Source organism: Nocardia sp. NPDC059180 (assembly GCF_042754945.1).
In the GTDB taxonomy this organism is placed as follows: domain Bacteria; phylum Actinomycetota; class Actinomycetes; order Mycobacteriales; family Mycobacteriaceae; genus Nocardia.
The window spans coordinates 226109-239782 of record NZ_JBHZBU010000009.1; the positions used below are offsets into that span (position 1 = coordinate 226109).

Consider the following 13674-nt stretch of genomic DNA (forward strand, 5'->3'; position numbering starts at 1 on the left):
CCCCGCGCACGCAGCCTATATACAGCACGAGAGCAGGCGCCCAGCGTTGCTGGAAGCCTGCTCTCGTACAGGTGCCGCGCCGACCGTACCGCTTCCGGCACCTGCACGGTGCCGGAAGCGGACAGTCGACGATGCGAAAATCAGCGCTTCGAGTACTGAGGCGCCTTACGGGCCTTCTTCAGACCGTACTTCTTACGCTCGGTGGCACGCGGGTCACGAGTCAGGAAGCCGGCCCGCTTCAGGGCGGGGCGATCATCGGGGGTGACCTCGATCAGCGCACGGGCGATGGCCAGACGCAGCGCGCCTGCCTGACCCGACGGGCCGCCACCGACCAGGCGAGCGTGCACGTCGAAGTTCTCGGTGCGCTCGACGGTGACCAGCGGGGACTTGACCAGCTGCTGGTGCACCTTGTTCGGGAAGTAATCCTCGATGGTGCGGCCGTTGAGCACGAAGTTACCGGTGCCCGGCATCAGCCGGACGCGGACGACGGCTTCCTTACGGCGGCCGACGGTCTGCACCGGACGGTCGATCACGACGGGGACGTAAGCCTCGTCGGACTCGAAACCGGCCTCTTCGTAACCGGCGCCGTCCTCGACCACCTCAACGGTGGTGTCCTCGACGACGTATTCCTCGTTGAATTCCTCGGGAGCGGTCACTGGGCCACCTGCTTGATCTCGAACGGAACGGGCTGCTGGGCAGTGTGCGGATGGTTCGGGCCGGCGTACACCTTCAGCTTGCCTGCGATCGCGTTACCGAGCTTGTTCTTCGGGATCATGCCCTTGACGGCCTTCTCCACGAGACGATCGGGCCGCGACTCCAGCACCTGACCGACAGTGCGCGACTTGAGGCCGCCCGGGTGTCCGGAGTGGTGGTGGATGAGCTTGTCCTGCTTCTTGTTGCCGCTGATGGCAACCTTGTCAGCGTTGATGATGATGACGAAATCGCCACCATCGACGTGCGGAGCGTAGGTCGGCTTGTGCTTGCCACGCAGCAGAGTCGCTGCTTGAACGGCAAGACGGCCGAGCACTACGTCAGTGGCGTCGATGACGTACCACTTACGGGTGACGTCACCCGCCTTCGGGCTGTACGTAGGCACAGTGCTTCCCTGTCTGTCGTCGGTGCTGCCGGCCTGGTGTGCGGTCGAGGTTGTTCCCGGCGGCCGGTTGAGACCCGGGCCTCGGCATGCCACACACCAGCTGGTCACGATACCAGTCGGGTATGGCCGCGACGAAACCGCGGCTCAGATATCGACCGGCGGCCCGAAGTCGGCGGCTCCCGGCGGGCCCGGCACCAGGTAGCGCAGGGTGTTGACGCCCGGCTGACTGCATTCGGTCAGTGAGGTACCACGGACCGAGGAGATGCCCGACTGGGGTTCGAGGAGCGCTTCCGGAGTGAGCGAGCAGGCCACCGGCGCCGGATCTGTGTCGACCGCTGCCGCGACGAGTTCGACCGCTCCGGCGCCGGGCGCCAGCGCGAACGCCGCCAGCGCGAACGCACCGGCCACCGCCTGGGCGCCGAACGCGTTGCCCGTCATCATGTTCCGCACCCTGCCCTTACGGTCCGGGTGGTCGTCCTGGCCTCGGGCTTGCGATGAACCCGTCCATCCGGCACGTTCCTGGCCGGGCGGCGCGTAGGGCGGCGGCCCACCGGACTGATCCCCCGGCTCCGGCGGCCGCGTGAATCGGCTGCCCGGGTCGGGTCGATCCGACGTCAGAGGTCCGCCGGTTTCGCCGGCACGGACCATCGCGACGTCGCTGTCACCCAGCGGAGCGCCTTGCCGATGCCTACCTTCGGTCATCGGCGGCCGGTCCCGCATCTCCGAGGTCTGCGAACGCGGCGGTTCCTGCTGCATCGGCGGACGCTGCGGGGCGGGCGGCGGCTGCCGGTGCTGGGGCTGCGGCTGACGCGGCGGCTCCTGACGTGGCGGCGCCGGGGGACGCGGCGCCGGTTCCTGCCGCGGGTCGGCATGCCTGCCGCCGGTCTCCGGTTCCGCCTCGTCGCCCTCGCTGAGCAGCAGATGCGCGGCACCGAGCACCAGCGCATGCATGGGATGGTCGGCGCTGTGCAGCCGCTGGCCGAGGTGGTTCTGGAACGCGAGCCGGATCGGATCGTTGAAGCACACGTTTCCGGCCAGCAGCACCGTGGAGGTGTCGGCGCCGATCGCGCGGGCGGCGGCCATGACCTCGATCACGGCGTCGTCGGCGGAGCGGGCGTCGCGGGTGGCCTCGGGGGAAATCGCGACGTCGACCGATTCGGTGGGCTGTTCGTCATCGGCGTGCACCGCGACCACCAGCACGGTGCGACCGTCGGAGTACACGCCGGTCGCGCCGACGCCCCGGCGGTTGTGGCGGTCCGGAGCACGAACGAGACCGAGCGCGCGCACATAGCCCGACAGCGCGACCGACTCCGGGAGCGGCTCGACGGTGACGTCGAGCTGCTCGACCAGCTCGCAGTAGGCGTCGACCTTCTCATCCGGCCAGCCGTCCGGGTACGGCAACGCCACCACGTCGGGCTTGCCGCGCAGATACTTACCGACCGAGGCCATGGGGTTGTAGAGCCGAGCCCGGAACACCAGTTCGGCGGGCCAAGTGGCCCCGGCGATGACGATCTGCTGATGTCCGAGAATGTCGCGCACATCGGCAATGGCCATGCCGAGATCGGGACGCTGACGATCCACACCTGCGGTATGCAACCGCCCCGAGGCATCGGCCAGCAGATATGCCGGCGTCGTATAACTTCCATCGACCTGGACCGGGCGGATCGGGGTGCCCCCACCGCCTGCGGCCACGGACACCACATCCCACCCGAGATGTACCGCCCCTACTCGCACCGTCACAGGCATCAGTGTGCCTGCTGTACGCGCGACACGCTCGCCGCACCGGCAGACCGGCCGCTACCTGCGAGGACACGCCCGGTCACGAGGCGGTCTTCTTCAGCCGCAGCCGATGCCAGGTGAGCGCCGAGAGGATCGCGGTCACCACAAGAAGCATGGTCATGTTCAGCAACCAGATACCCGCGCTGTGCTCCCAGAGATTGTCGGGCTGCGCATTGGCGAACAAGGTCTTGATGTCGACGGTCGACGCCGCGGCGGCATAGCCCCAGCGCGAGGGGAACAGCCAGGACAGCTGCTCGAGCACGACGCGGTCGGTGACCGGGATCATGCCGCCCGCCATCACCAGCTGGACCATGATCGTCACCACCAGCAGCGGCATGACCTGTTCGTTGGACTTGGCCAGTGTCGACAACGCCAGACCGACGACCACACACGACACCGCGGTCAAGGCGACACCGAAATACAACTCGAGGCTGCCGGACGGTATCAACGCCCCCGCGCCCGGCGGCGTCTTACCTGCCAGCGCGATGCCGATGAGCACCGCCGACTGCAGGAACGCCGCGATGCTGAAGACCACGATCTTGGCCATGGCATACGCCGAGGGCAGCAAACCGACGGCCCGCTCGCGGTAGAAGATGGTTCGCTCGCCGACCAGATCACGCACCGTCAGGGTCGAACCCATGAAGCAGGCGCCGAGAACCAGGACCACCAGCAGCTGCTGAGTTTCCCCGCCGCCCTGATGGACGAACAGCTGCTCACCATTCGGCCCGGGAACCGGCACCTGGGGTCCTGCCCCGAACCCGTTGTCGCCGGGCACCACCAGTGTCAGCACACCGAGGACGAACGGCAGGATCACCAGGAACGCGAGGTAGCCGCGGTCGGCGAGGATCAATCGGACCTGGCGCCGCACCAGGGTGGAGAACTGCCGCCACCCACTCGATTGCGGCGGGCTGCCCATCCCGCCATGCCGCATCGGTGCAGGCGGTGGCGGTGGCGGCACGAACGCCTGCCGCGACCGATACGCCGCGAACGCTTGATCCGGGTTCGCCGCGACATTGGCGAAGATCTCCGCCCAGTCGCTGGTCCCGAGTGCTCCGCCGACCCCGGCGGGGTTGCCCGCGTAGGCCGTCTTACCGCCCGGCGCCAGCAACACGACCTGATCGCACATATCCAGGCAGGCGACCGAGTGCGTCACCACGATGACGACGCGGCCCGCGTCGGCCAGCTCGCGCAGCATCACCATGACCTGGCGGTCCAGCGCCGGGTCCAGACCGGACGTCGGCTCGTCCAGGATCAGCAGCGACGGACCGGTCAGCAGTTCCAACGCCACCGAGGCACGCTTGCGCTGACCACCGGACAGGCGGTCCACCCTGGTATCGGCGTGCTCGGTGAGCGAAAGTTCCTTGAGCACACCGTCGATGACCTGCTGCCGGTCGGCGCTCGAGGTATCGGGCGGCAGGCGAAGTTCGGCGGCGAAGCCGAGGGCCTGGCGGACGGTGAGCTGGCGATGCAGCACGTCGTCCTGCGGGACCATGCCGATCCGGGAGCGCAGCGCCTCGTATTCGGCGTGCAGATTGCGGCCCTCGAAGGTGACCACACCGCCGGAGGGATGGGTGTTGCCCGCGATCAGTTTGGACAGCGTCGACTTACCCGCACCCGACGGACCGATCAGCGCGGTCAACGTGCCACGGCCTGCCTGCAAATTGACGTCGACGAGCAGCTGCTTGTTGCCCTCGACGGTGAACCCGACTCCGTGCACATGCAGACCCTGTTCGGCGACCGGACGCTGCCGGTGGACCAGGGTGCCCTGCTGGACGACGAAGTCGATATTGCCGATGGTGATGATGTCGCGCTCACGCAGCACCGAACTCTGCTGGCGGACACCGTTGACGAAGGTGCCGTTGGCGGACCCGAGGTCCTCGATCGTGAGGCCCTGCGAGCCCGCCATCAGCCGGGCATGGCTGCGCGAGGCCAGCGGATCGTTGACCACGATCTGGTTGTCGGCGGTACGGCCGATCTTGAGCCCACCGGAGGGCAGCCGGTCCGCCCGCGCGACGGGCGAGGTCGACGGCCTCGCCCGTACCGGCGGCAGCGCCGAGGTGTCGGCCTTGGTCGTCATATTGATGTTCGGCTGCGCCTGCGGCTGCGGCTGACTGTGGAATCCGGAGACCCGATTCGCGCCCGACTGCGGGCCGGACTGCGGACGCTGCGGTGGCGCGGGCGGCGGACGCAACCCCGTGCGCGGCGGCTGCGACTGATGCTGCGGCGGACGAGCCTGCGGGACCGCGGGCACCAGATGCAACAGTGGACCGGTGATCGCGTCACCGAGACGCACCTGAGTAGGCCGGTCGATGGATACGGGGCGGCTGAGCCGGGCCGCCTCGACGAACACACCGTTGGTGCTGCCATTGTCGCGCAGCACCCAGGCACCCCCCTGCCAGGCGAGGATCGCGTGCACCCGTGAGACCAGCGGACTGTCCACGAACAGCATCACTTCCGGCGCGCGGCCCATCGTGACCTGCTGGCTCGAATCGAATACTCGTTCGGTTCCATCATGGCGCACGGTGATGGTCTGCGCCCCCGGTGAAGACATGCAGCGGATACTATTCCATCACCCGGACATCGGCGGTGCCCCCGATGCGCCATGCCCCGTTCCGGCGACCGAAACACTGACCGACCGGCCGACGAGGGGGAGAAAGATGCGGCAACGTCGTGGGATCGCCGTCATCATCGCCGTGCTGTGCGCTGTGGCTGCACTCGCGGGATGCACCCGATCCGTGGACGGACGCGCCGTCTCCATCTACGACGATCCGTTCAAAGTGGCCGGATTGCCGACAACCAGCGGCCCGAGCGGCCCGCGTCCCGACGCCCCGGACAGCTCGCTGACCGCACGCAACGGTGACGGCGGCGATGTGGACCAGCTGGCGCTCAACGCCGTCGAGGACATCCAGACCTACTGGGCGGCCGAGTACCCCAACGAATTCGACGGCGAGTTCGAGCCGGTCGACAAGCTGATCTCCTGGAGCGCCAAGGCCAGTAAGAACGACTCGGTCGAATTCTGCACCGAGACCACCTACCGACTGGTCAATGCCGCCTACTGCAGGCTCGACAATTCCATCGGCTGGGACCGCTCGCTGCTGCTTCCCACCATGGAGGAGACCTTCGGCAAGATGTCGGTGGTCATGGTGCTGGCGCACGAGTACGGGCACGCGATCCAGACCATGTCCAAGATCGTCGGCCGCAAAGATCCGGTCATCGTCAAGGAACAGCAGGCCGACTGCTTCGCCGGCGCCTTCATGCGCCATGTCGCCGAAGGTAAGTCCGAGCACTTCACCATCAACACCTCCGACGGCCTCAATTCGGTCCTGGCCGCGACCGTCGCCATCCGCGACTCCGACCCCGACGATCCGGAGAGCGTGCACGGTTCGGCCTTCGAACGAGTCACCGCGGTGCAGATCGGTTTCACCGACGGCCCCAAGGGCTGCAAGGCCATCGATATGGGCGAGATCGAGCAGCGCCGTGGCGATCTGCCGCAGAGCTTCGAAGGCGATTCCGGCCGCGGCGAATACCCGATCACCAAAGAGAACCTGATCGAGCTGACCAAGGCACTCGCCGCCATCCTGCCGATCGACGCCGGCCCCACCTACAGCTACGGCGGCGCGACGGTCGACTGCACCAACGGCACCACCACCGAACCGGTCAGCTACTGCCCCGCCAGCAACACCATCGCCACCGATATCCCCGGGCTGGCCGAGCGCGGCACCTCCGACACCGATCCGGACGATCCGCTGCCGGTGAAAGTGACCGGCGACTACAACGGCTACGTCGTCTTCATCGCCCGATACGCACTCGCCGTACAGCGCGACCACGGACAGCAGCTCGTCGGCGCCAAGACCGGATTGCGTTCGGCCTGCCTGTCCGGTGTTGTCACCGGCAAGCTCGCCGAACCGGGCAGGCCTTCCTCGGAAGGCGATATCACGCTGGCCGCGGGCGATCTGGACGAGGCGGTATCCGGACTGCTCACCGACGGTCTGGCCGCCAGCGACATCAAGGGACAGACCGTGCCGAGTGGTTTCGCCAGGGTGGACGCCTTCCGCGCCGGGGTACTCAACGGCGAGACCACCTGCATGTCGCGGTACTCCTGACGGAACCGCTCAGCCGAACGGGGGCGGGGCCGCCGGATCGAAACGCAGTACCCGGTTGCCGATCATGATCTCGGTGCCGGGCAGCAGCACCATCGGCTGATTCGGGGTCAGGCGCACCCAGTCGCGATAGCCGGCGACCCGAGTCCTGGTTCCGTTGGTCGAGCCACGGTCCACCAACGTCACATCCCAATTCACCAGCACGATCTCCGCGTGCGCGCGGGACATGCCGCCCGAGTTGTCCTCGATCTTGAGCGGGATGAGGCCGCGCCGGGCCTGCTCGGAATGCTCCGGGTCGCGTCCGATGACGGCGTCGGCGGCGAGCATGAACGTCATCCCGTCATCGAGTACAAGCACGCCGAGCGGCGGACGCACCACCTCGGTCATCGCCTGGGTCTGATCGACCGGCATACCGCAGACCGTGCAGAACGCGGCGCGTGGATCGCTCGGATGCGCACGGGCGCATTTGAATCCCATGACCTTCACCGCGATCGTGGTGGCGCGCGCCGTCGCCTCCAGTCGACGCTGCAGCTGAGGATCGGGGCGCGGCGACGGATCGGTTCCGCGGTGTTCGATCGATTCGGGCTCGGCGGGCGGTTCCTGGCCGTCGCTCAGGTCGAGCATCGAGGTAGCGGCCTGGGTCGGCGTCACATTCGGGTCCACCGGCGAGGATTGCGCCGCAACGGGTTCCGGTGAGCGCTCCTGGTCGATGCGCGCGGTCGGCAGCGGCGGTGGGGTGGCACGGCGATGTGAGCCGCCCTCGGTCGCCTCCACATTCACCGTGCGGGGCCCATGGGCGCGCACCTCATCCGACCAGACGATCATTCCGTCGGCCTGGGCGATACCTTCGACCAGCCAGCCGATTCCGCGTTCGGTGGGCAGCTCGGGAACGCGTCCCGTGGTGTCGTCGACGAACAACGCCACCGCACGCGAGGGCACCGAGGCGACCCGGTCGACGGTGAACGCCGCATCGCTGCCGCGATACCGCTCGATCTGCTCCCCCGCCAGTACCGCCGTCACCGCGCCGTGCAGGAAGATCGCCACCCCGCCGTTCTCGGCGGGCGACAGAATGCCGAAGTCGATCGGGCGCCCGGGGCTGATCTGCTCGGCGTCTTTCATCAGCCAGCGCGTCGCATTGCGCGCGACCAGCGCGCCGGGGCCGCTCGGTTGCTGCTCGACAGCCTCGGTGACCAGCTCGGCCAGTGATTCCAGGGCGCGAACAGCAGAAGATTCCTGGCTGGGTTTACCCCGATCCCGATGTGCGACGACCACCACCGCGCCCGCGACCCGAGCCGCGGCGTGGTTCCCGGCGACAACCTCCACCTGCCGATCCTTCAACGGTATCGGCCTTCCCCTGGTGCGGAATGCTGGATCGTCGCCACCAGACCAGAGTATTGCAATGCGAACATCACCGGCCCGCTTACCCGTGGTTCGTCCGGAGTCCGCGCGCCGACGGCCCCTGATCGACTGAGACGCGTTCGCTATCAAGGCGCTGATCGGCAGTGATCGACCCGCGAGCGCGATCCGCTGTCGTACCTGTGCAGTACTATCCCGCCTGACACACTCGAGTTAGGGGGGAGCGTGCGGCTCACCGTGGGATCTCATCGTTTCCGGACGGGCATCGTCCTACTGTTCGCTTGCGCGTTGGCTGCGACGAGCTGCGGGGCCGACACCGAGGCGGCCGCACCGGCCGTGGACTTGGCCAAGCTCGACGTCGGCGGATACGCGACGTTGCCTCGCGACATCGGCAAGCCGAAGAACGACGTCGTGCCCCGGCTCGTCGAGGCACAACGGCTCGGCAACATCATGCCGCTACCGGTGGAGATCGACCCGAAGTTCGTGTACCAGGGGCCCGCTACGCATACATTTCTGCTGCCCGGTGAGTCCCACCTCAGCCCGATCCACCGCTGGATCAGTGAGGTGAACTTCGCCAACGACGCGAAGGGGTTCATCTCCGGGTTCTCCGCCACAGCGCAGTCGAGCAAGTCTCCGGCCCTGGCTTCCACGCTGTCGAGCAATGTCCTCATCTTTCCGGACGCGAAGTCGGCGACCGATGCGGCGGCGAACCTGTCGCGCGCCCAGTTCTTCCGTGACGAGGACTTCCCGGTCGAACCGGCGAAGTTGGACGCATACCCCGCGGCTCATGTGCGGTGGCAGCCCGGAATGCAGACGCTGGTTTCGTGGATTGCCAAGGACGAATTCGTCATCGTCACGATCGCCTACAACGCCGAGGCCAAGATGCTGGGCGAATCCGATCTGCCCGGCTTGTCGACGCTGTCGGAGAAGGCCATCGCCGCGACGAGCACCAGCCTGGAGAAGTTCGAGCCGACGCCGCCGGAGAAGTTCATGGAGACCTCGATCGACCCGGATGGCATGCGGTCCATCTCGCTGCGCCGCCCCGAGGGTGATTCATTCATGAACGTCCCGGGAACCTACGACCTGCATGGTTCATTGAATTTCCCGACCGACCCGGTGAAACGGAAGCAGGAACTCACCGACGCGGGCGTCGACCGGGTCGCTTACGACGCCGGCGAGCTGTACCGGGCCGCCGATGCGGAATCCGCACAGCAGCTCAAAGACAAGTCCGCCGAACTCACCCACTTCTTCCGCAGCACACCGTCGCCGAAGGGTCTGCCGCAGGCCACCTGCATGGAGTACAAGGGGCCCGCTGAGGGCGCGATCCGGTTCTACTGCCACGTCGCCTACGACCGCTACTACGCGTTCATGGGGTCCGAGCAGCTGCTGGATGCCCAGCAACGGATATCCGCCCAGTACGCCATCCTGGCCAACTCGAAGTCGAAGTAGGGCTGCGGCACATGCGAATTCGAAACATTCTGAGAACGTCCACCGTCCGGTGCGCCGCCCTCGCCATCGCCGCGACCGCCGCTGTGACCGGCTGCTCATCAGTGCCGGGAACGGCGGTACCAGGTGAGGTCGACGTCCGCGGGTTCGATATCGGCAGCTACCCGACCACGCCGCTCGATCTTCGCTGGGAGTACACCCACACCTTGCTCGACGGTGTCGAGCTGGCGATCATGCGGCTGTCGGACCACGTCGTCAACGGGATCGACATCGACCCGAAGCTGAAGTACAACCGCGGAGTCAAGGAATTCGGGGATGCCGAGGCGGCCACCGATCTGCTCGCCGACGTCAACCGACCGGTGCTGGAACGGCACAATTTCATGTTCGGTCTCGGCATAACCTCGGCGGACCGAGCCAAGGCCGGCGACAAATCAATGGGTGAAACGGCGATCACCATCGGTGTCCTCCAATTCCCCGATGACAAGGCGGCCGAGGCCGCCGCACGTGAGCTGGACCAGACCGATTTCGCGGTCTCGCCCGACCAGAACAAGCCGGTGGCGCTGAAGAAATACCCCGACGCTCATTCCCATTGGCGTCCGGGCGTTCCCACTCTCGGGACGACGATGGCCGTCGGCAGCTACGTGATCACCATGCTGATCGACTGGCCGTCTCCGGACCTGGATTCGCTGACGGACCTCGCCGAGAAGACCTATGCGGTACAGGTGCCGCTGCTGGAGAAGCTGCCGCCGCTGTCCAGGCGTGAGGTGGCTGCGCTCCCGTTCGATCCGGAGTCGATGTTCCAGCGAACGCTGACCTCGGAGGACTTCTTCATGTCGCCGAGGGTCGGCAGTGTCGCGGTCCATACACCGCGAGGCATTCTGCACTGGGCGAGCGAGCCGGCCGAGACACAGAAGGCCATGGAAGACAGCGGCACCGACCGCATCTCCATCGCCGATGACACCTACCTCTGGCGGACGCGGGACGCCGAATCAGCGGCGAAATTCGCCGGCACCCGGCTGAAGTCGAGCGGATGGACGCCGATCGACGCACCGGCAGACGTACCGGATACCCGCTGCAGCGAGGACTCCACACCCGCCGACTCGGACAACAAGTACGTCTGCGTCGTCCAGTACGACCGTTACGTCGCACAGGTTCAGAGCGGGCAGCTGGTCGACGTCAAGCAACGAGTCGCCGCCCAGTACGCGCTGCTCGCCAATAGCCGGCCTTGGTGAATTCGGCCGAGGAGACCGGACGAACTCATCGGCCGGCTGTGCACCCGAGATCACATTCGCATATCGCTACGGTGCAGTACTATCCGGCTGACACACTCGAGCAAAGGGGGGAGCGTGCAGCTCACCGCGAGATCGCATCGTTTCCGGGCGGGGGTCGCCCTGCTGTTCGCCTGCGCCTTGGCGGCCACGAGCTGCGGGTCCGACACAGAAGCGGCCGCGCCGGCGGTGGACCTGACGCAGCTCGACGTCGGCGGATACGCGACGCTACCGCGCGAGCTCAACGAACCGAAGAACGACTGGGTCCCCCGATTCGTCGAAGCGCAGCGGCTCGGCAACATCATGCCGTTGCCGGTGGAGATCGACCCGAAGCTGGTGTATCAGCCGCCGGGGACGGTGCGCCCGTTCCTGCTGCCGGATGAGTCGCACCCGAGCCCGATCCACCGCTGGATCAAGGAAGACAACTTCGCCGATGACGCGAAGGGGTTCGTCTCCGGGTTCTCGGCGACCGGGCAATCGAACAAGGTCAACAGCATCGCCTACACGCTGTCGAATTCGGTGCTGATCTTCCCCGACAAGAAGTCGGCGACCGATGCGGCGGCAAACCTCTCCCGGGCGGCGTTCTACGACGAAGGCCCGGTCGAGCCTGCGAAACTGGAGAAGTATCCGGACGCCCATGTCCGCTGGCAGCCGAGTGGGCAGGTGCTCGCGTCCTGGCTGGCCCAGGACCAGTTCGTGATCGTCACCATCACAAACAATTACGAGAACGTCATTCTGAAGGAATCCGACAAACCCGGGTTGACGGCGCTCGCAGAGAAGGCCATTGCGGCGACCACTTCCGCCCTGGAGAAATTCGAGCCGACCCCTCCGGACCAGCTCATGGACACTTCCGTCGACCCGGACGGTATGCGTTCGATCTCCCTGCGCCGCCCCGAGGGCGATTCCTTCCTGAACGTCCCCGGCACCTACGACATGCACGGCTCCCTGCACTTCCCCACGGACCCGGTGAAGCGCAAGGAAGCGCTCACAGAAGCGGGCGTCGATCGGGTCGCCTATGACGCGGGTGAGCTGTACCGAACCGCGGACGCGGAGTCCGCACAAGAGTTCAAGGACAAAATGTCCGAACTCGACCGCTACTTCCGCGGCTCGGCGTCGCCGAAGGGCCTGCCGCAGGCCACCTGCATGGAATACAAGGGCCCGGCCAAGGGCGCGATCCGGTTCTACTGCCACGTCGCCTATGACCGCTACTACGCGTTCGTTGGCGCCGAACAGCTGCTGGATGCCCAGCAACGGATATCCGCCCAGTACGCCATCCTGGCCAACTCGAAGTAGGGCTGCGGCACATGCGAATTCGAAACATTCTGAGAACCTCGACCGTCCGATATGCCGCCGTGGCCATCGCCGCGACCGCCGCGTTGACCGGCTGCTCTTCGGTATCCGGGACAGCGCTGCCGGGTGAGGTCGACGTCCGCGAGTTCACTATCGGCACCTATCCGACCACGCCACTCGACATGCGCTGGGAATACCTGAACGGCTTGCCCTCCGGCACCGAGCTGGCGATCATGCGACTGTCGGACAACGTCATCAACGGCATCGAAGTCGACCCGAAGTTGAAGTACAACCGCGGGGTCGAGGGGTTCAACGACAGCAAGTCGGCGACCAAACTGCTGGCCGATGTCAATGGCCCGGTGCTGGATAGGCACAACTTCATGTTCGGACTCGGCTTGACCTCCGCGGACACTGCCAAGACAGCCGACAAATCGGCCGACAGGACAACTGTCACCATCGGCGTCCTCCAGTTCCCGGACGACAAGACCGCCGAGGCCGCCGCACGCGACCTGGACCAGACCGATTTCGCGGTCGCGCCGGACCAGAACAAGCGGGTCGAGCTGAAGAAGTACCCCGACGCCCATTCCCATTGGCGTCCTGGGATTCCGACACTGGGTTCGACCATGGCGGTCGGCAGTTACGTGATCACCCTGCTACTCACCTGGCCGTCTCCGGACCTGGATTCGCTGACGGACCTCGCCGAGAAGACCTATGCGGTACAGGTACCGCTGCTCGAGAAACTGCCGCCACTGTCCAAGCGTGAAGTGCTCGAGCTGCCGTTCGATCCGGACTCGATGTTCCAGCGAACGCTGACCTCCGACGATTTCTACTTCACATTCATGGTCGGCAAAGTCGCTACCCACAAGCCGCGCGGCATCCTGCACTGGGTGGGCGAACCGGCCGAGCTACAGAAGGCGATGGAAGAAAGCGGCGTCGACAGTATCTCCATAGCCGACGAGACCTATCTGTGGCGAGCGCGAGATGCCGACTCGGCGGCGAAGTTCGCCGACACCCGACTGAAGTCGAGCAGATGGACGCCGATCGACGCGCCGAAGGACGTACCGGGCGTGCGCTGTACCGAGGACGCCGACCCCTCCGACTCGGACAACAAATACGCCTGCATCGTCCAGTACGACCGTTATGTCGCACAGGTTCAGAGCGGACAGCCGATCGACGTCAAACAACGAGCCGCCGCACAGTACGCCCTGCTCGCCAATAGCCAGTTCCAGTAGCCCCGATCACGGACGGCGGGCAGGCTCGACCACCCGCCCACTATGCTCCGATGGACAGCGACACAGACGGCATCCACATGCCGAACCAGCCAAGACAGGAGACCGCG

Annotated in this window: 10 protein-coding genes; 5 read left to right on the forward strand and 5 right to left on the reverse strand. The window is 66.4% G+C overall.

Features of this window, described 5'->3' with window-relative positions; all coding sequences use genetic code 11:
• Window positions 1–140: 140 nt before the first annotated feature.
• The 4 genes from rpsI to ACFXNW_RS25585 form a co-directional block, all read right to left on the reverse strand.
• Entirely contained in the window at window positions 141–656 is a 516-nt protein-coding gene (rpsI, locus tag ACFXNW_RS25570) for a 30S ribosomal protein S9 (RefSeq protein ID WP_379420327.1), read from the reverse strand.
• Complete coding sequence (gene rplM / locus ACFXNW_RS25575) at window positions 653–1096, reverse strand: 50S ribosomal protein L13 (RefSeq protein WP_379420328.1); 444 nt, start codon at window positions 1094–1096, stop codon at window positions 653–655. Before rplM ends, rpsI begins: the two co-directional genes overlap by 4 nt.
• A 144-nt stretch (window positions 1097–1240) precedes the next feature.
• Complete coding sequence (locus tag ACFXNW_RS25580) at window positions 1241–2842, reverse strand: hypothetical protein (protein ID WP_379420329.1); 1602 nt, start codon at window positions 2840–2842, stop codon at window positions 1241–1243.
• 73 nt (window positions 2843–2915) lie between these two features.
• Complete coding sequence (locus ACFXNW_RS25585) at window positions 2916–5426, reverse strand: ATP-binding cassette domain-containing protein (RefSeq protein WP_379420330.1); 2511 nt, start codon at window positions 5424–5426, stop codon at window positions 2916–2918.
• A gap of 106 nt (window positions 5427–5532) precedes the next feature.
• Between ACFXNW_RS25585 and ACFXNW_RS25590 the strand changes: the two genes are divergently transcribed.
• Window positions 5533–6978 carry a metallopeptidase gene (locus tag ACFXNW_RS25590; protein WP_379420331.1) on the forward strand — a complete coding sequence of 482 codons (1446 nt, stop codon included), beginning with the start codon at window positions 5533–5535 and terminating at the stop codon, window positions 6976–6978.
• 9 nt (window positions 6979–6987) lie between these two features.
• Here the strand turns inward: ACFXNW_RS25590 and ACFXNW_RS25595 are convergent, their stop codons facing one another.
• Window positions 6988–8298 carry an FHA domain-containing protein gene (locus ACFXNW_RS25595; RefSeq protein WP_379420332.1) on the reverse strand — a complete coding sequence of 437 codons (1311 nt, stop codon included), beginning with the start codon at window positions 8296–8298 and terminating at the stop codon, window positions 6988–6990.
• Between the two features lie 321 nt (window positions 8299–8619).
• Between ACFXNW_RS25595 and ACFXNW_RS25600 the strand changes: the two genes are divergently transcribed.
• The 4 genes from ACFXNW_RS25600 to ACFXNW_RS25615 all read left to right on the forward strand — a co-directional run bounded on the left by ACFXNW_RS25600 (window position 8620) and on the right by ACFXNW_RS25615 (window position 13567).
• The gene (locus ACFXNW_RS25600; protein ID WP_379420333.1) at window positions 8620–9780 is read left to right on the forward strand and encodes a hypothetical protein; all 1161 of its coding nucleotides are present in this window, start codon (window positions 8620–8622) and stop codon (window positions 9778–9780) included.
• Between the two features lie 11 nt (window positions 9781–9791).
• The gene (locus ACFXNW_RS25605) at window positions 9792–11009 is read left to right on the forward strand and encodes a hypothetical protein (RefSeq protein ID WP_379420334.1); all 1218 of its coding nucleotides are present in this window, start codon (window positions 9792–9794) and stop codon (window positions 11007–11009) included.
• Between the two features lie 114 nt (window positions 11010–11123).
• Entirely contained in the window at window positions 11124–12338 is a 1215-nt protein-coding gene (locus tag ACFXNW_RS25610; RefSeq protein WP_379420335.1) for a hypothetical protein, read from the forward strand.
• 59 nt (window positions 12339–12397) lie between these two features.
• Window positions 12398–13567: a hypothetical protein gene (locus ACFXNW_RS25615; RefSeq protein ID WP_379420336.1), complete on the forward strand. Its 1170-nt coding sequence runs from the start codon at window positions 12398–12400 to the stop codon at window positions 13565–13567.
• The last annotated feature ends 107 nt before the right edge of the window (window positions 13568–13674 follow it).